Source organism: Streptomyces sp. NPDC059037 (assembly GCF_042740015.1).
Lineage (GTDB): Bacteria > Actinomycetota > Actinomycetes > Streptomycetales > Streptomycetaceae > Streptomyces.
This window is the reverse complement of sequence record NZ_JBHYIG010000139.1, coordinates 1-24,938: the sequence shown is the minus strand read 5'-3', so window position 1 is coordinate 24,938 and position 24,938 is coordinate 1. Positions and strand designations below refer to the sequence as shown.

Here is a 24,938-nt window from a genome sequence, read left to right as displayed (position 1 = left end):
GAGGTCGGCGTACCCGTCCTTGTTTAAGTCGGTCACCGGAGTGGGTGGGTGTTCGGGGGCCGCCGCCGCGGAACCGGTCGTCGCCACGACGGCGAGCGGCGTCGCGATGGCGGCTGCCGCGGCGGCGGCGATGAGGGAACGGCGCACTGGTCCTCCTGTGGGGAAACTGCTGTGACGTAAGGGAGACCAGCGCCTTGGCGGGATGGTTGTACATCGCAGGTTCATCTTTACGGCGCCGGGTGTTGGTGACCGTGCGGGTGCCGCGGTTTCGGCCCCCGCGCGGGCGCGTGGTGGAAGACTGTGCGCAGGGCAGACGGCGGCAGGCGTGCGCGGGGACTTTCGGGGGAGGTGCGGCCCATGGCGTCCGGGGGTGCGGAGCGGCGGCCGTCCATGCAGGAGCTGATACGCCGGCGCAGGCGGGCCGGATTCGTCGGCCGCCGGGATGAACTCGCCGCGTTCCGCGAGAACTTCGACCTGCCGGTGGACGACGAGCGGCACCGCTTCCTCTTCCACGTGCACGGCAACGCGGGCGTCGGAAAGACCTCTCTGGTACGGGAGTTGGAGCAACTGGCCCGCGATCGCGGCGCGCTGACCGCGTACGTCGACGAGGCGGTCGGCAGCGTGCCGGAGGCGCTGTCCGCGATCGGCGCCCAATTCGCCCGCCAGGGGCGGCGGTTCAAGGATCTCGACCGGCTGCTCGCCGCCCACCGCGACCGGCGGCACGAGGCGGAGTCGGTGTCGGCGGCAGCGGCGGCCGCGCTCGAAGCCCAGCAGGCGGCAGGGCCGGGACCCGATCCCGTCCTGAACGCGCAGCCGTCCCCCTCGCCCGCCAGCATGGCCGCCGCCCGCGCGAGCCTGGTCGGCCTCGGCCTGGTGCCGGGCGTCGGCGCCTTCGCCGGAGCGGTCGACCCCGCCCAACTGGCCCAGGGCGCCGACCGGTTGAGGGCGGGCCTGAGCGCGCGCTTCCGTAATCAGGAGGACGTCCAGCTGGTCCTCTCCCCGGAGCGGGTCCTCACGCCGGTCCTGATCACCGAGCTGTCGGACGCCGCGGCCGCCGCACCCTGGATCGTGCTGTTCTTCGACACGTACGAGATCACGGCGCCGATCCTCGACGGCTGGCTGCACGAGGTGATGACGACCGAACGGCACGGCGCGCTGCCCGCCAACGTGGTCGTCGTGACGGCGGGCCAGCGGCCCTTCGACACCACGCGCTGGGGCGGCTACGCGGACTTCATGGCGGATGTGCCGCTCGGCCCGTTCACCGAGCTCGAGTCGCGCGGGCTGCTCGCCGGCAAGGGGGTGGCCGCGGAGCCGGTGGTCGAAGAGGTGCTGCGGCTCACCGGCGGTCTTCCCGTCCTGGTCTCGATGCTCGCCGAGGGGCGCCCGGTCGACCTCGACGACGTGAGCGACCCGAGCGCGACGGCCGTCGAGCGGTTCCTGAAGTGGGAGGCGGACCCCGTCCGCCGGGCGGCGGCGCTGGCCTGCGCGCTGCCGAGGCGCCTGGACGGCGATGTGTTCCGGGCGGCCGTGGACTGCGCGGATGACGAGGCGCCGGGGCTCTTCGGGTGGCTGCGCGCCCTGCCGTTCGTGAGCGACCGCGGCGACCGCGTGCAGTACCACGCGGTGGTGCGCGCGCCGATGCTGCGGCTGCAGCGCAACCGCTCGCCACGGGGGTGGACGCGACAGCAGCAGCGGCTCGCCGAGCTGTTCGGCGGCTGGCGGGCCGAGGCCGAACAGGGCGCCACCGAGGACGACTTGTGGTCCGACGACGCGTGGTGGGAGCTGCGCATCTCCCAGGCGTACCACCAGCTGTGCGCCGACCCGCGCGGCGCGCTGCCGCATGCCTTGCGGGGCGCCGTCGACGCCTGCGACAAGGGCGAGGTCATGGCAAGGCGCTGGGCGCAGCTGCTCACCGAGGCCGGGGACGACGCCGAGGCGGAGGGCGTGGGCCAGTGGGGCCGCGACCTCCTTGCCGAGCTCGCCGACGGCTCACCGGTCGACGCCCTTGGCCTGCTGCTCGACCGGGCCGGGCTCGACACCGAGGGGCAGGCCCTTGCTCGTACGCTGCGCGGCCGTGAGCTGCGCGAGAGCGGCGAGTACGACCGGGCGCTCGTCGAGTACGACCGGGCCGTCGAACTCGATCCGGCGCAGGAGCGGGCGTACTTCGGCCGGGGGTTCACGCACAAGCTGCGCGAGGAGTACGCGGCGGCGCTCGCCGACCTGGACCGTGCCTACGAACTGGATCCCGACGCCGACCGGGTGCTCGCGCTGCGGGGCGAGACCCACCGGCTGCTCGGGGACTTCGACGCGGCGATCAGGGATCTGGACGGGGCGATCGAACGCGACCCGACGGACCCGATGCCCTGGGCGGACCGGGGCGTCGCCCGGCATGCACTGGGCCGGAACGAAGAGGCGCTCGCGGACCTCGACCGGGCCGTCGAGCTGGATGCGGAGTATGCGTGGGCGCTGGCGCAGCGGTCATCGGTCCGCAGCGACCGGGGGGAGCACGAGCAGGCCGTCGCGGATCTCGACCGTGCCCTGGAACTGGCTCCCGAGTGGGCCTGGATCGTACGGATGCGCGGCCACGCCCTGCGGGCCGCGGGCCGGTGGCAGGAGGCGCTCGACCAGTACGGCCGGGCGATCGAACTGGTCCCCGACGACGCCACCGCCCATGCGGGCCGGGGCGTCGCCCTCTCCATCCTGGACCAGGACGACGAGGCGCTCACGGAACTGGACCGGGCCATCGAGCTCGCCCCGGACTATGTGTGGGCGCTCGCCCACCGCAGCAGGCAGCTCTGCTACCGGGACGAATACGAGCGTGCCCTCGCCGACGCCGACCGGGCCGTGACCCTGCTGCCCGGCGACGCCTGGTGCCTCTACTGCCGCGCGGACGCGCTGCACGGCCTCGGGCGGATCGAGGAAGCGGCCGCCGACCTCGACAAGGCCGTCGATGCGGACCCCGACTACGGCAACGCGCGCTGCAAGCGCGGAACCGTCCGGCACGTACAGGGCCGCTACACCGAAGCGTTCGAGGACCTGGACCGCGCCCTGGAGCTGGACCCCGACGCGGGCTGGTACCTCATGCGGCACGCGATCACCTGCCGCGCCACCGGACGGATCGAGCGCGCCCTGGCCGACATGGCGCGCTACAACGAAGTCAGCACCGACTCCTCCTGGGGACATGAGAACGCCGCACGCATCCACCTGTGGTGCGGCCGCCCTCGGGAGGCGCTCGCTGAGATCTCCGCGGCCGTGGCGGCAGGCGCGGACGAGACCGACCTGCTCGAGGAGCTCTCCGCGGTCCACCGCAGGACGGGCCGCTGGTCGCTCGCCCGCGAGGCGGCCCGCCGGATGTCCGACGAGGTGGACCGCCTCGGCTTCCTGGCCCTCGCGGAGAGCGGCGAGCGGGGAGCGGCGGCCGCGGCCCCGCTCTGGCGGGAACTGTTCGCCTGCCTGCCCCGCTCGGCCGACGGGGAGCCGGACGCCGACTCCGCGGCCATGGTCGCCGCGGCCCAGGACGACTGGCCCGCCCTGGACACCCACCTCACCGCCTTCGTCACGTCCGAGCAGGAGTGGGACGACTTGGCGGAGCTCGCCCAGCTCATGACGGAACTCCTCCATGCGCCGGGGGCCGACCGGGCCCGGCTCGCGCCGCGCCTCGGCCGGGTGACGGCGGCTCGGGAGGCGATTCGGGAGCGGTATGCGTGAAGCCTGCGCCGGGGTGTCGGTGTATCGGCGGTCTTCGCAGTTCCAACGGCGAGCGGGCGGTGGAAAACTGTAGGCAGCGCATTCGGGGGCACGGGGGAGGTGCAGCCGATGATGTCCGGTTCTTCGGACAGGCGGCCGTCCATGCAGGAGCTGATACGGCGGCGCGGGCGGGTGGGATTCGTCGGCCGCCATGGCGAACTGGCCGCGTTCCGGGAGAACTTCGAGGTGCCGCTGGAGGACGACCGGCACCGGTTCCTGTTCCACATCCACGGGATCGGCGGCGTAGGAAAGACGTCGCTGGTACGGGAGTTGGAGCAGCTGGCGCGGGAGTGCGGCGCCCTGACCGCCTACGTCGATGAGGCGGTGGGCAGCGTGCCCGAGGCGATGGCCGCGATCAGCTCCCAGTTCGCGCTCCAGGAACGCAAGTGCAAGGCGCTGGACCGGCTTCTTGCCACCTACCGGGAACGCCGCCATGAGGCGGAGTCGGCGTTCGTGAAGGCGCTGGACTCGCAGCAGGAGCCGGCCCCCGAGGGCGCGTCCCCGTCGGCGGGCAGCATGGCGGCGGCTCGCGCGGGCCTGGTCGGCCTCGGGCTCGTGCCGGGCGTCGGATCATTCGCGGGCGCGTTGGACGCGGCCCCGATCGCCCAGGGCTTCGACCGGGTGCGCGCCGGTGTCGGCGCGCGATTCGGCAGCCAGGACGACGTCCAGTTGGTCATGTCTCCGGAGCAGGTCCTCACACCGGTCCTCCTGAAGGAACTGGCCGACGCGTCCGAGGCCGCCCCGTGGATCGTCCTGTTCTTCGATACGTACGAGAGGACGGCGCCGTTCCTCGACGGCTGGCTGCACGACGTGATGCTGACCGACCGGCATGGCGTGCTGCCCGCCACCGTGGTCGTCGTGACCGCCGGCCAGCACGCTTTCGACACCGCCAGGTGGGGCGGCTACGGGGACTTCGTCACGGATGTACCGCTGGGCCCCTTCACGGAGTTGGAGGCCCGCGGACTCCTCGCGGGGAAGGGCATCGTCGCGGAGCCGGTGGTCGAGGAGGTGCTGCGGCTCTCCGGCGGCCTGCCCGTGCTCGTCTCCACCCTGGCAGAGGGGCGGCCGGCCGATCCGGACGACGTGGGCGATCCGAGCGCCACGGCTGTGGAGCGTTTCCTGAAGTGGGAGCGGGATCCCGTGCGCAGGGCGGTGGCGCTGGCGTGCGCGCTGCCGAGGCGGATCGACGCGGATGTGTTCAGGGCGGCGGTGGACGGGGTCTGCGCGGAGTCGGAGGTGCCTGGGCTGTTCGGCTGGCTCCGGGGTCTGCCGTTCATCGGTTACCGGGGCGATCGCGTGCAGTACCACGCGGTGGTGCGGGCGCCGATGCTCCGACTGCAGCGGACGGGTTCGCCCAGGCAGTGGGTCAAGGCACACCGGGGGCTTGCGGCCACATTCGGGAGGTGGCGGGAAGAAGCCGAAGTGGGCCTGGACCCCGAGAAGTTGTGGTCGGACGAGCCCTGGCGCGAGCTGCGGCTCGCGGAGTCTTATCACTTGCTGTGCGCGGGGGTGCGGACGGCGCTGCCGGTTGTTCTCAGGGATGCCGTCAATGCGTGTGACTCGGGTGAGGTGGTGGCGCGGCACTGGGCGCAGGTTCTGGTGGATGCGGGGGAGGATGCGCAGGCGGGGGCGGCCGGGGAGTGGGGGCGCGCGCTGCTGGCTGCTCTGGCGGAGGGGGCGGGGCTTGCTGCTGCGCTTCGGCTGCTGATCGACCGGGGTGGGTTCGATGAGCGGGGGCGGGCCTTTGCGCTGATGGTGCGGGGAAAGGAGCTACGGGAGAGCGGTGCGTACGCCGAGGCGCTGGCCGAGTACGACCGGGCCATCGCCCTCGATCCGGAGCTCGCGCGTGCGCATTACGGCAAGGCGCTCACGTACATGTACAAGGACGATCCTGTCTCCGCGCTCGCCCTGGCGGACCGGGCGGACGAGCTGAGGCCCGATTACACCCCGAATCTTGCCCTGCGGGGCGACGCGTACCGGCGTTTGGGACGCTACGAAGAGGCGGTCCGGGAGTTGAGCCGTGCGCTGGAGCTCGATCCTGCGAATACGGAGATCCTGGTGGACCGGGGCATGTCGCGGTACGGGGCGGGGCGGGGGGACGAGGCGCTGGTCGATCTGGACCGTGCGCTCGACATCTCCCCCGACTATCTATGGGCGTTGAGGTGCAGAGCCCATGTACGCACCAGTCGCCAGGACCATGTGCAAGCTCTGGCTGACATAAGCCGTGCGGTCGAAGTGGCCCCGGAGTGGGCCCCGGTCGCCCATGAGCGTGGCGACACCCTGCGCCAAGCCGGCCGCGCTGAGGCCTCCCTCGCCGACTACGATCGGGCGTTAGAACTCGACGGTGAGTACGCGATGGCCTATGTGGGCCGTGGCGCCGCCCTGAGCGACCTTGATCGGCAGGACGAGGCGCTGGCGGACCTGGACCGCGCAATCGAACTCGCCCCCGCCAATGGCTTTGCGTTGGCCTACAGGTCCATGGCGCACCGAGCCCTGTCCCAGCACGACCGGGCGTTCGTCGACGCCGATCGGGCCAACGACCTGCTGCCTGACAACGCTGGGGTGCTGTACCAGCGCGGTGCGGCGCTGAGCCACCTGGGTCGGTACGAGGAGGCGCTCACCGATCTGGACCGGGTACTCGAACTGGACCCTCGATATGAGGAGGCCCTTGCGGTCCGAGGCGATGCGCTGCGACAACTTGGCTGCTATGAACGGGCGTTTGAGGACCTACACCATGCCATCGAGATCAACTCCGAATTTGCCTGGGCGCTGGAGCGGCGGGCCGCAGCCTGTGCGGTCGCCGGCCGCTTGCATCAGGCCCTGGCGCACCTAGCGCGCTATGCGCAGATCGGCGAGGACCCAGACTGGGCGCACTGCAGGACCGCCGAGATCCATTTGTGGCTGGGGCGTGCAGACCGGGCACTGACCGCCATGTCTGCCGACGGGGTCGCGGAAAGCCCGGAGTGCGCCTGGGCGTTGGCCAAGGCGTACCGCATGACGGGGCAGTGGAACCTGGCACGCAGGGTCGCGTGGACGGTGGGCGAGGGCAATGAGGAAGCGTGGGCGCGGCTCTCGGCTCTGGCCGTGTCCGGCTCCGAGGGCTTGGCGGCGGCCCGCGCGCTGTGGGAGAAAGTCGCCGGTCTGATCCGTGCCGCGGAATCTCCGCCTGAATTGCGCGAGCCTTGGCCGGCGGTGGTTGCCGCGGCCCTCGGCGACTGGGACGCCCTGGACGCCCAGCTCGCGCGCGTCCTCGCCGCGGACACACCCGAAGTGGAGTGGGACGACCTGGCCGAACACGCCGACCTCCTCACGGAGATCCTCCGCGCCCCTGGCGCCGACCGCTCCCGCCTGGCCCCACGCCTGGCGAGGGTCGTCGCGGCGCGGGACGCGTTTCAGGCGCGGTACGCGTAGGCGAGGAAGTCGGCCCAGGTGGTGTGCGCGAAGGTGAGCTGGGGCCCCTGGGTGTTCTTGGAGTCGCGTACGTGGATGGTGTGGGGGGTGGGGGCGATTTCGACGCAGTCGGGACCGTCGGCCGTGCTGTAGCTGCTCTTCCGCCAGGCCACCTCGATGCAGTCGGAGCCAGCCTCGTTGCTGCTGTAACTGCTCTTGAACCACTCCAGCTCGGAGCCGTCGCCCGTAACGGAGTTGATGCTCATGTCTCTCCCAGCAGTTCATCGACGAAGGCCAGTGACTCTCGGGGGGTGAGAGCCTGCGCCCGGATGCTTCCATACTGCATCTCCAAGTACTGCACCTCCCTGGGAGTGGTCACAAGACGGCTGACGTGCTGCACCTCCGCATAGCCGAGGGTGGCGCCGCCCTTGAGCTTGAACAGCCGGAAGGAGCCTCCTAGTCCCGCGTGATCGTCGCGTTCGGTGGGCATCACCTGGATCTCGACGTTGCGCAACTGTCCGATGTCCAGGAGCCGTTCCAACTGGCCCCGATGCACCGTCTTCCCTCCAATGGGCCGCCGGAGCGTGACCTCCTCCTGTACGAAGCTAAAGACAGGCTCTGGCTTCGTGCGGTCGATGACCTCCTGCCGGGCCATTTGGGCTCCGACTTCACGCTCGATGATCTCCTCGGAGTACAGCGGACGCCGCATGCCGAAGATCGCCTGGGTGTACTCCCTTGTCTGCAACAGCGCGTGGATCGTGTGATTGCTGTAGGCGCCGAGCTCCACCGCCTGAGCCTCCAGCTTCGCCAAGTCCCGGACCTTCTTCGGGTACTGGGCCTCCGCCACGTCCTTCTTCATCGCGGCGATTTTCCCGCCCGCGCCCAGGACCTTGTCCGCCTTGTCCAGGAACTCCGGCCGAGGAATCCGCTTCCCCCGCTCGATCTTGTAGACCAGGTTCTCGCCGTACCCCACGGCTCTGCCGAACTCGGCTGCTCCCAGCCCGGCCGCTTCCCGCCAGAGCCTGATCTGGCGGCCGACGGCGATCACCGTCCCCGACTCGTCCTCCGGATCGACGTCCCAGCCGGGCTCGTCCGTACCGTCAGTGTTCACCGCGTCCACCTCCGCCGTGCCGCCCGTCCCCAACGGTTCCTACGCACGCAGCGTCACGCCGGACAGGCTGTACAGGTCAGGACAGCCGCTGGACAGTCACGTACGCATGGGCGTCATCGCTGTTCAGCGTACGCACGCACGGCCACGCTGAGTGACATGAACCAAGAAGTCACCCAAACCGGCGTCCGCACCCGGCAGTTCAGCATTCTGCTCTCAGCGACGCGAAGAGGTGCCCGCCTCGCCCGGCTTCTCACGGAGCGCCAACTCGCCGACTGGCGGCGGCCGTCCGAGGCGGCGGAACACATCGCCGCAGAGCTCGCCGCGAACGCGGCCCTGCATGGGCGCGTGCCGGGACGGGACTTCCGCCTGACCCTCACGCTCGACGCAGTCGACACGCTCCGTATCGAGGTGACCGACCCCCGAGGCGACCGGCTCCCGCGAACCCCGGACCCGGACGGCCCGTACACGGAGTCGGGGCGAGGCCTGCTCCTCGTCGCGGCGTACGCGGACCGCTGGGGCGTGGGCGAAGGCCCCGCCCCCTGCAAGACGGTCTGGGCGGAACTCGCCCTGCTGCCGGATCGCGGCGCGGCGTGACCCGGTGCGGCCCGACGCCAAAGACAAAGAACTGGGTAAAGGGCTGGGGAAACCCCACCCCACCCCGCCCGTACCCACCGTCACCCACAAGGGTGGTCATCGCCAACTCAACTGGCGCTCAAGGGATTTCGTGGTGCAACGTCAGCCGCGAACGAACCACTCAGGACAACCGAACATGAGACGGCCCCCGCCGGGACGGCAATCCCGAACGAGGGCCTGACATCGAGGAAGAAATCAGAGGCTCTTCCCCCATGGCTGAACAGCACCCTAGCGCGCCCCTGCGCGCCCGCACCGCCCGTTCCCGACCCGGCGTTGACCACGTGGTGGAACACCACAGCGAACAGTTCACCGTGGTCGGAAATCACCTCGCCCAGCACGCCGAGCTGTCCCTGACGGCGATCGGTCTGGCGACGCACATGCAGTCCCTTCCCGACGGCGCACCCGTCGGCATCAAGGCGCTGGCGGCCAGATTCCCCGAAGGGGAGACGCGGATCGCCTCCGCCCTGCGGGAGTTGGAGGCGCACGGCTACCTGTCCCGCACCAAGACACGGCTGCCGTCAGGCCGGATCGTGACCCGGACGACCTCGTACAACAAGCCGAAGTCCGTATGCCCCGTCGTGCGCCCCGTCGTGGTCCCCGTGCCGGACCCCGAACCGGCGGCTCCGTCGGAGCCGGACCTCGACAGACACCGCACCGCAGCGGAGCTCCTGTCCGGGCTGCGAGCCCGCGACCCGCGCCTGCTGCTCACCGAGCGGGACGTACGCCGCCTCGCGCCCGCTGCGGCGGCCTGGCTGGAGCGGGGCGTGGCCCCCGCCGACGTACAGCAAACGCTGGCGTCCGGGCTGCCCCCGGAACCCTTGCGCCACCCGACGGCCTTCCTCGCCCACCGCCTCACGGCCCTGCTGCCACCACCTCTCCCCGACACATCGGAGGCGCCCCGCCCGAACCCGCTCCAGACCTGCGAAGGCTGCGACCGGGCCTTCCGGGCCGCACAGCCGGGCCAGTGCCGGGACTGCCGTTCACCAGGCGTGGCGGCGGCGTGAGAACCGGAGAGGCGAGTCTCATGACCAGCTCCGCCCCAGCCCCGCACCGTCGACTCCGCCGGTACCGTACGAGGACCGAACCACCCGCACTGGAGGTCACCGTGAGCGCGCAGCCCGACGGCCCGTACGGACCCCTGATCCCCATGCCTGAACTCACGCCGGACGCGCTGAGGGCAGCGGTCGCCCGTATCGCGCCCAGCAGGATCCCCGCGCTCACCCAGCACCTCTTCGAGGCCACGACGAACGCACAACAGACGCAGAGCCTCGCGCCGCTGCGGGCCTTCGTCCACTCCTGGGCCGTGTTCGTCGCGACCGAGCGGCACCCGGAGCGCGCCGCCCGGCTGCGGGAGCTGGAGCGGATCGTCGGCGAGGGGGAGCAGGACCCGGCGGAGGCCATCGCCGAGATCCGCGAGATTCGAGAGTCGGCAGAGGCCGAGGCAGGCCTATGACGGACTGGACCTGGGATTACAACCCGAGTGCCGAGTACATCACTGACGGACTGCCGCCCGGTGTCGTCGCGGAGGTCGAACGACTTGTCACCGAGCTGGCGGCGCTCGGACACGACGCCGTAAAGGTCGGCAGGCCCGTGGACCGTGAGGGTGGGCTCAGAGAGTTCGATCTTCTCGGCGGGCGCGGCTTCATCAGTTTTCTCGCTGTGCCGCGCCACACATGCGTCTACGTATGCAACGTCACTTGGTGCGGATGATCAGGGTTCCCTGCGGCAATTCCCTCCCCGGTATGAGAAGGCCCGGTGAACTTGAAAAGGCCTGGTGAACGCCGGTCAAAAGTGATCTCAAGGGCGACTCCCTAGATATCGCATCGACCCTGAATCGACAGTTCCCGGTCGATTACAGTGCTGCGCAGACATGCAGGGGGAGAGCAGGGGAGGAGGTGCCGTGAGCACCGCAGCAGCCACCGGGGTCTGGGGCCGCGCCGAGCAGCAGGACTTTCGCAGCCGGGTGCGCGGCACGCTCCTCGGGGCCGCTCTCGGCGACGCGCTCGGGGCGCCCGTCGACGGGCTGAGCCTCGCCGGGATCCGGGAGGCGCACGGCACCGACGGGCTCACCGAACTGGCCCCCGCGCACGGCAGGCGCGGCGCTGTCACCGCCGCCACCCAGCTCACCCTCTTCACCGTCGACGGACTCATACGCGCCCAGGTGCGCCGCGACACCGGGGCCTGGCATCCGCCGACCGATCTGCACCGCGCGTACCGAAGATGGGCCGCCACCCAGAGCGACTGGGGGCCCGACGAGCGCCGCAAGGAAGACGGCTGGCTCGCGAGGGAAGAGTGGCTCTACTCGCGGCGCTCGCCTGCCAGGGCCTGCCTGGTCGGGTTCGCGGACGAGGCCATGGGGACGCTGGAGGCGCCGAAGAACCTGGAGTCGAAGGGGTCGGGGGCCGCCACCCGGTCCGCACCCTTCGGGCTGCTCGTGGGCTGGGAGCCGCAGCTGGTGCTGCAGCTCGCCGTGGAGTGCGCCGTGCAGACCCATGGCCATCCCAGCGCCTACCTCGCCGCCGGGGCGCACGCCGTGCTCGTGCACGGGCTCGCCCGGGGTGAGTCCCTCGACGGCGCCATCCAGCGGGCGCTCGCGCTCCTTGCCGCGCGGCCGGGGCACCAGCCCGTCACCGATGCGCTGAAGCACGCGCTGGGGGCGGTGCGCCAGGGAATGCCGTCGGCCGCCCGCGTGGAGGAACTGCTGGGGGACGGCTCCGCGGAAGGACTGCTCGCCGCCGCCGTGTACTGCGCCCTGGTCGGCGAGGACATCCGCCACGGCCTGCGTCTCGCCGTGAACCACGGAGGTGTGTCGGCCGCCGCCGGGGCACTGTGCGGGGCCCTCCTTGGGGCGCTGCACGGAGAGACGGCACTGCCTCCCGGTTGGCTGACCGAGCTGGAGGGCCGGCCCACGATTCTGGAGCTGGCGGACGATTTCGCGATGGAGATGACGCAGGGGCCTGCGCTGCACGGCCCTGCGGTTTCCGCGCCGGGGTGGCTGGCGCGGTATCCCCGGTAGGGCCGACCTCCTACGGGGTCCCGCTTTTCCGTACGCCTTTCCGTATGCCCGATGTGGGCCCTGTCGCTACCATCCGTTATGGGCCGGTTCGCCCTCCGGAGTGGAGCGCACTGGCACGGCAGCGGACCGCCCGTCCACCCGGCCAGACCCGCGGAAGGCAGGCACGTCACATGCTCAGCACCGACTTCGTCACCGGCGCACCCAATTGGATCGACCTCGGCAGCCCCGACACGGCGGCCTCGGCGGAGTTCTACGGCGGTGTCTTCGGGTGGGACTTCCAGTCCGCGGGACCCGACGCCGGCGGGTACGGCTTCTTCCAGAAGGACGGCAAGACGGTCGCCGGCCTGGGTCCGCTCACCGAGGAGGGCGCGAGCCCGGCCTGGACGGTGTACTTCCAGACGCCGGACGCGGACGCCACCGCCAAGGCGGTCGAGCAGTCCGGCGGGACCGTACGGGTCGAGCCCTTCGACGTCATGGAAGCCGGACGGATGGCGTGCCTCACCGACCCGGGCGGCGCCGACTTCTCCGTCTGGCAGCCCGCCGCGGTGAAGGGCCTCGAAGCGACGTCCCAGGACGACACGCTGCTCTGGGCCGAGCTGCACATCGATGATGTGCCGGCCGCGCTGGCCTTCTACCGCGCTCTGTTCGGCTGGCGGTCTCAGGAGATGGAGGCGCCCGGGATGACCTACACCGTGCTGTCCACCGCCGATGGCGACCAGCAGGACGCCTCGTTCGGCGGCCTCGCCCCGGCCCAGGAGGGCATGGAGCCGCGGTGGATCCCGTACTTCGCGGTGGCCGACGCGGACGCCACGGTCGGCCGGGCGCAGGAGGCGGGCGGCTCGGTCATCATGCCCGCGTCGGACGTGCCCGACGTCGGCCGGATCGCCTGGATCGCCGACCCCCACGGCGCGCCCTTCGCCGTCCTCAAGCCCGCGCCCCGGGCCGCCTGACGGGCTCCTGAAACGCCGGACGGGCTGGTTTCAGCCCGTCCGGCGTTTGAGGACGAACTCGGCGGAGCCGGTGATTTACGGTACGGGGCGCTGCCGGGTGCCCAATGCCTCGTCCTCCGGGGCCGCCGGCGCAGGAACAGCCGCTGAACCGGCGGAGCCGTCATCGTCCGTATTGACGCGCTCGATGATCGCGTCCCGCTCCGGGGTGTCCTCCGGCTTCACGTAGCCGATCAGGATGTAGAGGAAGAGCGATACCGCCAGCGGGATCGAGACCTGGTACTCCAGGGGCACTCCGCCCTCGACGCTCCAGTTGATGGGGTAGTTGACCAGCCAGAAGGCAAGCAGGCCAAGCGCCCAGCTGGTCAGTGCCGCCGTCGGGCCCGACTTGCGGAACGGCCGCAGCAGACCCAGCATCATCGGGATCGCGATGGGACCCATCAGGCCGGCCACCCACTTGATGACGACCGTGATGATGTCCTTGAACGTGGGCGAGTTGACCTGTGTGGCCACCGCCATGGACAGGCCCAGGAAGATCACCGTCGTCAGGCGGGCGGCGATCAGGCCCGAGCGCTCGTTCCACTGCCTGGCCTTCCTGGACAGGACCGGCGCCACGTCCCGCGTGAAGACCGCGGCGATCGCGTTGGCGTCGGACGAGCACATGGCCATCGTGTGGGAGAAGAATCCGACGATGACGAGGCCCAACAGGCCGTGTGGAAGGAGCTGTTCGGTCATCAGGCCGTACGCGTCCGAGCCGTCCGGGTTCTTCGCGTCGACCAGCAGCGGCGACATCCACATGGGGAAGAACAGGACCACCGGCCACACCAGCCACAGCGCCGCCGACAGGCGGGCCGAGCGCGCGGCCTCCTTCGGGCCCGAGGTCGCCATGTAGCGCTGCGCCTGGTTCAGCATGCCGCCGTTGTACTCGAAGAGCTTGATGAACAGGAAGGCGAGAAGGAACACCGTTCCGTACGGGCCGACCAGCGGCTTTCCGTGGCCCGCGAGTTCCGGCTCGTCCCAGACGCCGAAGAAGCCGCCGTGGTCGCCCAGTTCGAGGACGACGGCCACGAACATCGCGACGCCCGCGAAGAGTTGGATGATGAACTGGCCCAACTCCGTGAGCGCGTCCGCCCACAGGCCGCCGATCGTGCAGTAGACCGCCGTGATCGCGCCGGTGATCAGGATGCCCTGGTTGAGCGAGACGCCGGTGAAGACGGAGAGCAGCGTGGCGATCGCGGCCCACTTCGCGCCCACGTCCACGATCTTGAGGAGCATGCCGGACCAGGCGAGCGCCTGCTGGGTAGGGAGGTTGTAGCGGTTCTTCAGGTACTCGAGCGGCGATGCCACGTGCAGCCGTGAGCGCAGCCGGTTGATGCGCGGCGCGAAGAGCCTGGCGCCGATCGCGATGCCGAGCGCGATCGGGAAGGACCAGGTGACGAAGGACGTCACGCCGTAGGTGTACGCGATGCCCGCGTACCCGGTGAACATCACCGCGCTGTAGCCGGACATGTGGTGCGAGATGCCCGAGAGCCACCAGGGCATCTTGCCGCCCGCGGTGAAGAAGTCGCTGACGTTGTCCACCCGCTTGTGGGACCAGACGCCGATCGCGACCATCACGCCGAAGTAGCCGATGAGCACGGCCCAGTCGAGACTGTTCATGTGCCCCCTCCAGGGGTCCGCCTTGTGAACTGCGCAGAAATGCCGTGCACTTCGCCAGTTTCGTGACATACGGACGTGGGCGGCCTTGAAGTGCCCGCTCATCGTGGGTTCGGCCGTGGGGCGCGGACAACCGCCCGTGAGGTCAAGAGCAAGTAAAATCGTTCTGTTTACTGACCTGCGTTCACATCCTTGACCATCATCGGGTACGAAAAGGCCGTACGGGAAGCAAGTCCCGTACGGCCGTGGAGAGTTCCGCCCGCGAGCGGGCAGCGGGGCGGCTACCGCATCAGCTCCCCCGCGTTCACCAGGAGCGACTGCCCCGTGATGGCCCGCGCCCTGTCCGACGCCAGGAACACCGCCGCGTCCGCCACGTCCCCGTCCGTGGCCAGCTCGGGCAGCGCCATCCGCGCCGCGAGCCGGTCCCGTACCTCCTCCTCCGGCACGCCCTCGGTGTGCGCGGTGAACTGGACGTACGCCTCGACCGGCGGGCCCCACATCCAGCCCGGGAGAACGGTGTTGACCCGTACGCGGTGCGGGCCGACCTCGTGTGCCAGCGAGTACATCGCTGAGGTCAGCGCCCCCTTCGACGCCGCGTACGCCGCCTGGCGGACCTGGGAGGGCGCGGCGACGGCCGACTGCGTACCGATGAAGACGACGGAGCCGCCCCGCTCCTTGAGCGCGGGCAGACAGGCCCGGGTCATCCGCAGGGTGCCGAGCAGATTGACGTCGATCACCTGCTGCCAGGTCGCGAAGTCCGCGTCCGCGATGCCCCCGAAGTAGCTGTCCCAGGCGGCCACATGGACCACCGCGTCGATCCCGCCGAAGCGTTCGCGGGCGAGCCGCGCCAGGGCCTCGCACTGCGCCTCGTCGGTGATGTCGGTCGCGCGGTACGCGGTGCGCGCGCCCTCGGGGTCGATCTCCGCGGCCGACTTGGCGAGATTCGCCTCCGTGCGCGCCCCGAGGACGGCACGGCCGCCGTCGCGCACCACGGCGGCCGCCACCTGATGACCGAGCCCGGCGCCGACTCCCGAGACGACGACGGTCTTTCCTTCGAGGAGCGACGACGGCATGGGCGCCTCCCGGCTATGGCAGTTTTGCTGACGGGGCGTCAGAGTATGGGCGTCCACCGGAGGAAGGAAGAGGAAGGCAGGGGAGAGGCATGGGCGAAGACACTCGCAGCGATACGAGCGACACGTACGCCGAACTGGCCGCCGTCGGGCCCTACGGCGTGCACCCGGGGCACGCCCTGATCACCATGGTCGAGCCGCATCCGGGCCATGAGTACGCGTACAACCGCTGGTACGAGGACGACCACTACTACGCCGGCGCGATGGCGATGCCCTGGATGTACGCCGGACGCCGCTGGGTCGCGCCGCGCGAGCTGCAACTCCTGCGCCACCCGGAGAAGTCGGCGGTCGCCCAGCCGGTGACGGCGGGCTGCTATCTCTCCACGTACTGGGTCACCGAAGGGCGCTACGACGACCACATGAAGTGGACCGTCGGCATCAACAAGCGGCTCAACCGCGACGCCCGGGTCTATCAGGACCGTACGCACGTCTTCACCGCCTTCCAGGACCACGAGGCGACGGTCTACCGGGACGGCGCGGCCGGGCCGCGCGACTTCCACGCGCTCGACCATCCCTACCAAGGCCTGGTGCTCGAAGTCGTCGACGCCGAATCGGGGGAGCAGCGGGCCCAGTTGCTGGAGTGGCTGCGGGCCAAGCAGTTGCCGCGCGCGCTCTCCGGGTCTCCTGCCGCGATGGTGACGATCTTCCGGCCGACTCCGCTGCCGGGGGACCGGATGACGTACGTGAAGCAGGTCGAGGGCGTCGACACGCGGCTCACGCTGCTCTGGTTCCTGCAGGTCGATCCGCGGGAGTGCTGGCAGGAGCACTTCGCGGGGCGCGTGGACGCGGTGGCGGAATCGGGCCTCGGCCGGGTGGAGCTCGTGGCGCCGTTCATTCCGACGGTGCCGGGCACGGACACGTATGTGGATCAGTTGCGGTAGCTCGTAGCTCGTAGTTCGTGGCTCGTAGCCGGTAGCGGGTTTCCGGAAATAAGCCGAGCCCCCTCGGCCGGGACGGCGGGCCAGTCGAGAGGGCTCAATCGGTGGTGCGTATGAGGTTGTTGATCTCGGGGTGGCGCGTATTAGCCGAGGGGTGACGTCTCCCGGCTCACCTCGGAGACGAATGCGCTCCACGATTCGGCGGGGAAGGCGAGGACGGGGCCCTCGGTGACCTTCGAATCCCGGACCGAAATCGCCGTCGAAAGAGGCGACTTGACCTCGACGCATGCGCCGTTTCCCGTGGAATACGAGGACTTGACCCACGTATTCGTAGCGCCCTGGTGAATTGCCATGGTTACTCCGGTTTGCCCAGTTGATGAGTTGCGGTCACCGCTGTGAGCGGTTGTGCCAGCAGTTGTTGCTTGATGGCGTGAATGACGCTACTCGCCAACATCGGTGCGTGAAGGGACCGTTCACTCAACCGGATGGCATATTCCAGTGGGGTCTTCCGTCCCGATGCGGGAAAGGTGTACCGTGCGGCGCCTTCCCCGCGAGGGCCCTCGGCCGATCACTCAGCGCGCGTACTCTTTCGCGATGTCCGCGATGAGTTGGCGTGAATGATCCACATTCAGGGCCTGTGCCCGCAGATGCTCGTACATGACGCTGTACTGCTGGACGTCGTTGGCCTTCTCCAGATAGAGATCGCTTGTGACGCCTTCGATGTAGACGACGCTGGAATCCGCCGCGTCAGGGAACTCGAGAATCGCGTACTGCCCATTGAGGCCGGGGTGCGCGCCCATGTCGAAGGGGATCACCTGGACGGTCACGTGCGGCAGTTGTGACTGCTCCACGAGATGCTCCAGCTGGTCGCGCATCAGATGCTTGGAGCCGACGACGCGGCGCAGCGCGGACTCGTCGAGGACGGTCCACAAGCGCAAAGGATTCTCCGGCGCGGAGATGCGCTCCTGGCGGCGGACGCGGACCTGCACACGCTTCTCGATGTCCGTCGGCGTGGTCTCCGGCAGCGCGCCGGTGATCAGCGCCTCGGCGTACGCGCGGGTCTGCAGAAGGCCGGGGACGACCTGGGGGTCGTACACGCGCAACGAGGCGGCGTCCGTCTCCAGACCGATGTAGACGCTGTACGGGATGTCGCCGAAGGAGTGCCACCAGCCCTGCTGGCGGGAATCCTTGGCCATTTGCATGAGCGAGTCGACGATGCGGTGGTCCTCGACGTCGTACACACCGCACAGATCGCGTACGTCGCGCTGACTGATGGAGCGGCGGCCGTTCTCGAGGCGGCTGATCTTCGACTGCGAGACCAGCAGGCGCTCGGCGACCTCCTCTGCCGTCATGCCCTTGAGCTCGCGGAGCCGACGAAGCTCCTGGCCCAACCGGCGTCGCCGGACGGTGGGATTGACATTGGACGCCACGGACGTGCACCTCCGACTACGACATGCCTCTACTTTGCGTGTCTGCTGTTCAGCAGAGTGCCACCATCGCGCCGCGCACCGCTGGGAAACGGCCGATGTGCGGACGGGGTGAACGCTGGTGTGAGGACTGGTGTGAGGGGTGCGGTCCGACTGCTCGGCGCCTGGCGTGCTTGGTGCACCAGGTGTATCTGGTGCAGCTGGTGTTCCTCGTGCTGATGTGCGGCCGCGCGGGGCGGTGGCACCGGTGTCGTCGTCCGGACGGTCCGGTTCCGGTGCCCCGCGCGGCCCAGCGGCTCCCGAACCGGGTCTGGGGGACTGCGGTGCGGCGTGGCTGTTGCGGTGCTGGGTCGTACTCGATGCTGAGCGGTTCTGCTGGTTCGTTACTGCTGGACTGCCTGTTGCTCGTGGACTGCTGGTTGCTCGGCCGGGATCGCGCCCGGCCGGGCTCAGTGGGCCACGGCGCGTGCCATGGATCCGCGGCGTGGCTGCATCGGGACCACGCCTGGTTCCGGAGCGGTCCTGGCCGCCTGCCGGCCACCGCCCTGCCCGCCCGGTCCCGCTGGGGCCGGGCTGCGGCGCGGCTGAGCGGCCACGCCGTTCTGGACGTCCATCACGGCGTGCGCCACGAGGCCGCCCATGGGGTCGTGCCTGATCAGATCCCGGAGCCTGGAGCGCGATGAACGCCCCTCGTTCCCGGGATACAGGTGCTTGCCGAGTCCGACCGCATGGGCCAGCGCGGCGAGCGCCGCGGTCCGCGGGTCCGGCGGTACGCCGGTGCGGATCGCGCTGTCCAGCCGGGCCCTGATGTCCCGGCTGATGGCCGTGTCCGTCGCTTGGTAGCGAGTCGTCGGCAGCACGCCGCACATCTGGCCCGATACGGCATGCACCATGCCGCACCGCTCCAGGTGCGCGAGGTAGATCTGGCGCAGCCCCAGTCGGGGCCCGCCAATCCAGTGGACCGCCCGAACCGGGCTGCCGCGCCTGCGCAGCAGTTCCAGTGCGGAGTCCAGAGTCGGATCTCCGGTCGGCCGTGGCATCACCACGGCGATACGATCCCCGTCTGGGGCTATCCGTCCGGCCAGCGCCAGCTCCACTAGCTGTGCTCCGGCCAGACCGAGGTCGAGCGACTGCGGCTGCGCTGTGGTACCCGTGGCCGGGTCCAAAGCGAGCAGCAGAAGCTCCTCCGGAATTGTTCTGCGGCTCCTGCCCATCCATGCCTCCCCGCGTGGATGAATGACAGGGTGACCCCTCTCACATTGGTCTGTCGAGGGTGCGTGACCGGTAAGTACGGGAACCAGTAGGTATGTCGTTCTCGTCTACCACGGGGGTTAAGCCCTCACACAGGACACTGGTACATGGTTCGGACAGCGGGTCCGGCCTGTTTTTGGCGTAACGGCAACGCAATACGCATACGGCATGGCGTACGAGGAGGCATCGGTGGCGGGCGAGACCCCCGACAGGTCGAAGCAGCGGAAGTCGTCTGGCAAGTCGTCGGGGAACCCGACCGCTGAACCGACCCCGACCTCCGGCGCGGACCCGCGCCTGGCGGTGGCCCGCGAGGTCCCCGCGGCACGGGAGGAGGACTCGGCGACGGCGGTCTTCTCCACGAAGGCGGTGACGGAGGCGGGGGCAGCGGATTCTGCGGGGGCGGCGGAGCCTGCCGGGACTGCTGGTCCCGCCGGGGTTGAGGAGTCTGCGGGGGCTGCTGGTCCCGCTGGGGTCGAGGGGTCTGCTGGGGCTGCTGGGTCCTCGGAGGCTTCGGGGTCCTCTGCGGAGTCGGAGTCCTCGGAAGGTTCGGGCTCCGCGGAGGCTGCCGGCGGCGAGTCGAGCGGCGACGCGCGACTGCGGGCGGCGGTCGCCGCGTGGGTCGCGGGCGGCGAGGGTGCTGCCGGGGAGGGCGCTCCTGCTGAGGGTGGTGCTTCTGCCGAGGGCGGCGCTGTTGCCGGCAGCGGATCCGCCGCCGAGGGCGAAGATTCCGCCGCGGGCACGGCTGCCGAGGGTGGAGATTCCGCCGCGAGCACCTCTGCCGAGGGTGCCGCTTCCGCCGGCGATGAGGCTCCGGCCGGGGGCGAAGCTGCCGCCGAGCAGGGTTCCCCTGCCGAGCGTGGCGCTGCTGCCGAGGGGGATGCCTCCGCCGACGGCGACGCTCCTGCTGCCGCGAAGGCCGAAGCCCCCGCTGGGGACGACTCTCCTGCCGGAGGCGAGCCTTCGGCCACGGATGGGGCCTCCGCCGGGGGTAACGCTTCTGCCGAAGCCGAAGACGTCGCTGCGGACGACGCACCGGCCAGGGATGACGCTTCCGCCGCGGATGACGCCCCGGGAGCGAGCAAGGCTGCTGGCAAGGGCGACGCTGCGGGAGGGACCAAGACCCCCGGCACGGACGACGCCACTGCCGAGAAGGGCTCCGCGGGTGAGGGCGCCGCCCCCGCTGCCAACGACGAGGCCTCGGCCAAGAGCGATGCTTCCGCCGTGGGCGCCGCCCTGGGCGCGAACAAGACTCCCGCCACGGACGACACCTCGGCCGAGGCGGACTCCGCCGCCGAGCACTCCGGCCCTGCTGAGGCGGTCGCCGCCAAGGGCGACGCCTCCGCTGTGAGCGACGCTGCGGGAGGGACCAAGACCCCCGGCTCGGACGCCGCCTCCGCCGGGTCCGTTGCTACCGCCAAGGGCGACGACGCCCCGGCCAAGCACGATGCCTCCGCCGTGGACGACGCCCCGGAAGCGACCAAGACCCCCGCGAAGAGCGACGCCCAGGCCAAGGGCGCCGCCCCCGCGAAGGGCGACACCCCCGCCGAGGACCAAGCCCCCGCAGCCGCCAAGGACGCCAAGTCCGACGGCGGCTCGAAGGACGCCAAGCCCGACAGCGGCGCCAAGAACGCCAAGCCCAGCGACGACCCCAAGCCCGACGGCGGATCCAACGACGCCAAGTCCGACGCCGACCCCAAGACCCCCGGCGCCGACCCCAAGACCCCCAAGTCCCCGGGCGTCGACCAAGCCACCGCCGTGTTCCGGGCGCTGCCCCCCAAGGCGGTCGATCAGCCGACCACCATGCTCAAGATCGGGGACCACAAGCCCGGCGGCAAGGGTGAATCGGCAAAGCCCGATGCGGGTGATGCAAAGTCTGGTGCAAAGGGTGGCGCGGCGACGGGTGACGCCAAGTCCGCCCCCAAGTCCGCCCCGAAGGCCGGGGGCGACTCCAAAACCGCCCCCAAGCCCGAGGGTGACGCCGAGCGCACCAGCAAGTTCGTCGCGCTCAAGCCCCTCGACGAGCAGCCCGGCACGCCCGCCGGTACCGGAGCCAAGTCCGAGGCGCCCACGCCAGGCAATGCGCCCACGCCAGGCAATGCGTCCACGCCAGGCAACGTAGGGCCCGAGCGCACCACCCAGCAGCCCTTGCCGCCCAAGCCGCCGCTGGATCTTCTCGCCGAGCTGACCAACACCCCGCCGCCGGCCGAGACCCCCGTCCGCACCGCCGTGCGGCGGGTGAAGATCTGGACGCCGCTGGTCCTGCTCCTCGTGATCGTCTTTGCGGTCGTACAGGCAGTGCGGCCGCTCCCGACGCCCACCCTGAAGCTCACCGCGCAGGAGACCGTCAGCTTCGACGGCGGCAAGCCGTCCATGCCGTGGCCGGGCCAGGGCCAGGCCGCGATGGACGTCAACGGCATCGGCAGCTTCGGGACCTCCGGTGACCAGAAGCCCGTACCGATCGCGAGCATCGCCAAGGTCATGACGGTCTACCTGATCCTGCGCGACCACCCCCTGAAGAAGGGCGACCCCGGCCCGAAGATCCCCGTCGACGCCGCCGCGCAGAAGCACTACGAGACGGGCAAGCCGGCCAACGAGTCCGTGGTGAAGGTGACCGAGGGGCAGAAGATCACCGAGTACGAGGCGCTGCAGGCGGTCATGCTGCCGTCCGCGAACAACATCGCCAAGCTGCTCGCCCGCTGGGACACCAAGAGCAACTCCGAGGACGAGTTCGTCGCGAAGATGAACAAGACCGCCAAGGAGCTGGGGATGAAGAACACCCACTACACGGACCCCAGCGGCCTCGACAAGACGACCGTCTCCACCGCCGAGGACCTGGTGAAGCTCGGCCGCGCGGCCATGGAGAACCCCGTCTTCAACGAGATCTCCCGCCAGCCCAGCTACAAGGACCTCAACGGCGACAAGCAGAACAACTTCTTCGGCCTCGTCCCGACCGTCGCCATCGGCATCAAGACCGGCACCACCACCGCGGCCGGCGGCAACATCCTCTTCGCCGCGGAGAAGAAGGTCGGCGGCAAGACGCAGACGATCATCGGCGCCGCCCTCGGCCAGTACGGCGACAACGGCGTGGCCAACATCGACGAGGTCACCGGCGTCACCCGCAAGCTCATCGAGGCCGGACAGGGCGCGCTCACCGCGAAGACCATCGTGAAGAAGGGCGATGTCGTCGGAGAGGTCGAGGACGGGCTCGGCGGTTCGACCCCGGTCGTCGCCACCGAGGACGTGTCGGCGGTCGGCTGGTCCGGTCTGACGGTGAAGCTGGAGCTCGACGCGGAGAAGGGCAAGACCATCCCGAACTCGGCGAAGGCCGGCACCAAGGTCGGTGTGCTGAGCGTCGGCGACGGCAAGGGCGGTGCCATCGAGGTGCCGGTCGCCCTCCAGAGCGACCTGACCGAACCGGGCTTCGGCGCCAAGCTGAAGCGCGTCGGCTAGCACCACAGGCCGAGACACAGGCCGAGACACAGGCCGAGAGCCCGGCGTCGCCAAAGAGAACAACGGCGCACGCCGGGCTCCGCGTCACCGACGCACGCCGCGTCCGCGGCCGCAACCGGACCTACGCCAAGCGGCCGCACGCCGTTGGCCGAAGTCGGACGGACCCTTCCCGGGGTGCGACACCACCCCGGGCCTACCTCCGCGCTGCGTGCTAGCGTCACAAGCTCGGGGGCAGTACGCCGGGATGAGTCAAGGGGTGTTCCGGGACGAACCCCCAGGCGCTCGCCCCCAGGACAGGAACAAACACGGGGAGAGCCTTCAGTGGCCACAGCGGAGCCGACGCGAGCCGACGACGCGGATCCTGAGCCCGGCTCCGGTGGAACGTCGCGCACCGGCGCACGAATACAGCTGCCCGCCCAGCGCCGCCCCGAGCCGGCGGCGCCCGAACGGGCCCCCTGGCCGCGCCGGTTGCTGCGGCACCCGGTGACCATCGCGACCGTGTCCGCGGCCGTGCTGCACCTCGTCTGGTTCTTCACCACCGCCAACGGCGGCGGAGACCTCGCCGCCCAGGACGCCTGGGCGGAGTTCGCCGGACGGCACCCCGACTCCGCGTACAACCTCGCCTGGTACGGCGGGATGCACCCGGTGTCGTACAGCGTCATCTCGCCGTATCTGATGTCGGTGCTCGGCGTGCGGACCACGATGATGGTCGCCGGTACGCTCTCCGCCGCGCTGCTCACGATGATCCTGATCCGCAGCCGTGCGGTGAAGCAGCCGCTGTGGCCCGCGCTCGCGGGCGTCTTCGCGCTGTTCTGCAACGCCGTGTCGGGCCGTGTGACGTACGGCCTCGGCCAGATGTTCGCGCTCATGGCGGTCGCCGCCGTCTTCTGCTGGCCCCACCGCTGGCGCTACAAGCGGTGGGCGAAGGCGCTGGTGGCCGCGCCGTTCGCCGCGCTCGCGACGATGGGAAGCCCGGTGGCCGGGCTCTTCGTGGGGCTCGTCGCCGTCGCGCTGTTCCTCAGCAAGCGCTACCCCGGCGCGTACGCGCTCGGGCTCGCGCCGGCCGCCGTCGTCGGTGTCTCCGCGTGGCTCTTCCCGTTCTCCGGTACGCAGCCGATGTCGTTCGGGTCGGCCTCGCTGCCGCTGCTCTACGCCGGGTTCGTCTTCTACGCCGTACCGAAGCAGTGGAAGACCGTGCGGATCACGACCGCCGTGTACGCGGCCTTCGTGCTCGGCGTCTGGCTCGTCAGCTCGCAGATCGGCTCGAACATCACCCGCCTCGCGATGTCCTTCGCGGGCGTCGTGCTGCTCGCCGCGCTGCCGTACGCCGTGCCGAAGTCCCGCCAGTGGTACGTGACCGTGGTGGCCATAGTCGGCTTCATCGGCTGGGTCGGGTTCAAGGCCGGGGACGACGTCGTCCACACGACACCGGCCGCGACCTGGACGCGCGAGCTCGCGCCGATCGTCAACGAGCTTCAGGAGGTCGGTGCGGAGAAGGGCCGCGTCGAGGTGGTGCCCGCGCGCAGCCACCGCGAGGCCTCCGCGCTCTCCCCGTACGTGAACCTCGCCCGCGGCTGGAACCGGCAGGCGGACATGGAGCGCAACCCGCTCTTCTACGACGACACCCTCAACTCGGCCAACTACCACGAGTGGCTGCAGCGCTGGTCTGTGCACTTCGTGGTGGTGCCCAACGGCGAGCCCGACGGCGACGGCGGCAAGCGCGAGGCCGCGCTCATCGAGAAGGGCCTGCCGTATCTGAAGCAGGTGTGGGTGGACTCGAACTGGCAGCTGTACGAGGTCATCAACCCGAATCCGCTGGCCGATCCGCCCGCCGTCGTCGAGCGCGCCGAGCAGGGCGAGTGGACGATCGAGGTGAAGAAGCCGGGCAAGGTCCTGGTCCGTATCCCGTACTCGCCGTGGCTGAGCATCGTGGACGCCGACGGCAAGGGCGTCGAGCGGCCCGTGGAGACCGAGGAGTCCAAGCGGCGGCGCGAGGCCGACGAGGACCTGCCCAAGGAGTTCGACAACCTCAACGGCTGCCTGATGGAGGCCGAGGAGAACGCCGACGGCGACAAGTGGACCGAACTCCTCGCCCCCGGCCCCGGCGTCTACCGCCTGGGCGCCCCCTACCAGCTGCCACGCGGCACCGCCTGCCCGGAGGAGCTGCGGGAGAGCGTGCGCTGAACGCTCCGCCGGAAGCGCGGTGATGAACCTGCGGGCCGGTGGGGGCTGGTCGCGCAGTTCCCCGGGGGCCCGGGGGGGGGGGGGGGCCCCCCCCGCGGAGTGCCCCCGGGCGGCCGGG

At 70.5% G+C, this 24,938-nt stretch carries 18 protein-coding genes; 11 read left to right on the top strand and 7 right to left on the bottom strand.

The features are described 5' to 3' along the window. Positions 1-357: 357 nt before the first annotated feature. Both ACFWY6_RS26145 and ACFWY6_RS26140 read left to right on the top strand, forming a co-directional pair. Positions 358-3,708, top strand: a complete 3,351-nt coding sequence (locus ACFWY6_RS26145; protein WP_384694916.1) for a tetratricopeptide repeat protein — start codon at positions 358-360, stop codon at positions 3,706-3,708. A 141-nt stretch (positions 3,709-3,849) separates the two neighbouring features. After that, a complete protein-coding gene (locus ACFWY6_RS26140) occupies positions 3,850-7,158 on the top strand; it encodes a tetratricopeptide repeat protein (protein ID WP_384694913.1) in 3,309 nt (1,102 codons plus the stop codon). Here the strand turns inward: ACFWY6_RS26140 and ACFWY6_RS26135 are convergent. Together ACFWY6_RS26135 and ACFWY6_RS26130 are read right to left on the bottom strand one after the other, a co-directional pair. Next, entirely contained in the window at positions 7,140-7,403 is a 264-nt protein-coding gene (locus ACFWY6_RS26135) for a DUF397 domain-containing protein (RefSeq protein ID WP_384694912.1), read from the bottom strand. The genes ACFWY6_RS26140 and ACFWY6_RS26135 overlap by 19 nt on opposite strands. Then, positions 7,400-8,248, bottom strand: a complete 849-nt coding sequence (locus tag ACFWY6_RS26130) for a helix-turn-helix domain-containing protein (RefSeq protein WP_384694909.1) — start codon at positions 8,246-8,248, stop codon at positions 7,400-7,402. Before ACFWY6_RS26130 ends, ACFWY6_RS26135 begins: the two co-directional genes overlap by 4 nt. A 156-nt stretch (positions 8,249-8,404) precedes the next feature. Between ACFWY6_RS26130 and ACFWY6_RS26125 the strand changes: the two genes are divergently transcribed. The 6 genes from ACFWY6_RS26125 to ACFWY6_RS26100 all read left to right on the top strand — a co-directional run bounded on the left by ACFWY6_RS26125 (position 8,405) and on the right by ACFWY6_RS26100 (position 12,847). After that, positions 8,405-8,842, top strand: a complete 438-nt coding sequence (locus tag ACFWY6_RS26125; protein WP_384694906.1) for an ATP-binding protein — start codon at positions 8,405-8,407, stop codon at positions 8,840-8,842. 251 nt (positions 8,843-9,093) lie between these two features. After that, positions 9,094-9,885, top strand: coding sequence for a helix-turn-helix domain-containing protein (locus tag ACFWY6_RS26120; protein ID WP_384694905.1), 792 nt, complete (start codon positions 9,094-9,096; stop codon positions 9,883-9,885). A gap of 101 nt (positions 9,886-9,986) precedes the next feature. Then, positions 9,987-10,334: a DUF6247 family protein gene (locus ACFWY6_RS26115; protein WP_384694902.1), complete on the top strand. Its 348-nt coding sequence runs from the start codon at positions 9,987-9,989 to the stop codon at positions 10,332-10,334. Then, complete coding sequence (locus ACFWY6_RS26110) at positions 10,331-10,591, top strand: hypothetical protein (protein ID WP_384694899.1); 261 nt, start codon at positions 10,331-10,333, stop codon at positions 10,589-10,591. Before ACFWY6_RS26115 ends, ACFWY6_RS26110 begins: the two co-directional genes overlap by 4 nt. 160 nt (positions 10,592-10,751) lie before the next feature. Then, a complete protein-coding gene (locus ACFWY6_RS26105; protein ID WP_384694898.1) occupies positions 10,752-11,897 on the top strand; it encodes an ADP-ribosylglycohydrolase family protein in 1,146 nt (381 codons plus the stop codon). Between the two features lie 170 nt (positions 11,898-12,067). Next, complete coding sequence (locus tag ACFWY6_RS26100) at positions 12,068-12,847, top strand: VOC family protein (protein WP_384694896.1); 780 nt, start codon at positions 12,068-12,070, stop codon at positions 12,845-12,847. Positions 12,848-12,922: 75 nt separating this feature from the next. Here ACFWY6_RS26100 and ACFWY6_RS26095 read toward each other — a convergent pair whose 3' ends face one another. Both ACFWY6_RS26095 and ACFWY6_RS26090 read right to left on the bottom strand, forming a co-directional pair. Then, positions 12,923-14,503: a sodium:solute symporter family protein gene (locus ACFWY6_RS26095; RefSeq protein WP_384694893.1), complete on the bottom strand. Its 1,581-nt coding sequence runs from the start codon at positions 14,501-14,503 to the stop codon at positions 12,923-12,925. Positions 14,504-14,781: 278 nt separating this feature from the next. Further along, a complete protein-coding gene (locus ACFWY6_RS26090; protein WP_384694892.1) occupies positions 14,782-15,573 on the bottom strand; it encodes an SDR family oxidoreductase in 792 nt (263 codons plus the stop codon). Between the two features lie 89 nt (positions 15,574-15,662). Between ACFWY6_RS26090 and ACFWY6_RS26085 the strand changes: the two genes are divergently transcribed. Then, positions 15,663-16,511: a hypothetical protein gene (locus ACFWY6_RS26085; RefSeq protein ID WP_384694891.1), complete on the top strand. Its 849-nt coding sequence runs from the start codon at positions 15,663-15,665 to the stop codon at positions 16,509-16,511. A gap of 140 nt (positions 16,512-16,651) precedes the next feature. On the opposite strand, the gene ACFWY6_RS26080 is transcribed toward ACFWY6_RS26085, so the two are convergent. The 3 genes from ACFWY6_RS26080 to ACFWY6_RS26070 all read right to left on the bottom strand — a co-directional run bounded on the left by ACFWY6_RS26080 (position 16,652) and on the right by ACFWY6_RS26070 (position 19,149). Beyond that, the gene (locus tag ACFWY6_RS26080; protein WP_360779995.1) at positions 16,652-16,861 is read right to left on the bottom strand and encodes a DUF397 domain-containing protein; all 210 of its coding nucleotides are present in this window, start codon (positions 16,859-16,861) and stop codon (positions 16,652-16,654) included. A gap of 219 nt (positions 16,862-17,080) precedes the next feature. Continuing rightward, positions 17,081-17,938 (bottom strand): helix-turn-helix domain-containing protein, encoded by an 858-nt coding sequence (locus ACFWY6_RS26075; protein ID WP_384694887.1) that lies wholly within the window; start codon positions 17,936-17,938, stop codon positions 17,081-17,083. Positions 17,939-18,384: 446 nt separating this feature from the next. Next, the gene (locus ACFWY6_RS26070) at positions 18,385-19,149 is read right to left on the bottom strand and encodes a GPP34 family phosphoprotein (protein WP_363269944.1); all 765 of its coding nucleotides are present in this window, start codon (positions 19,147-19,149) and stop codon (positions 18,385-18,387) included. 205 nt (positions 19,150-19,354) lie between these two features. On the opposite strand from ACFWY6_RS26070, the gene ACFWY6_RS26065 reads away from it, so the two are divergent. Further along, on the top strand, positions 19,355-22,636 hold the full coding sequence (locus ACFWY6_RS26065; RefSeq protein ID WP_384694883.1) for a D-alanyl-D-alanine carboxypeptidase: 3,282 nt from the start codon (positions 19,355-19,357) through the stop codon (positions 22,634-22,636). 321 nt (positions 22,637-22,957) lie between these two features. Then, positions 22,958-24,820, top strand: a complete 1,863-nt coding sequence (locus tag ACFWY6_RS26060) for a glycosyltransferase family 87 protein (protein WP_384694880.1) — start codon at positions 22,958-22,960, stop codon at positions 24,818-24,820. The last annotated feature ends 118 nt before the right edge of the window (positions 24,821-24,938 follow it).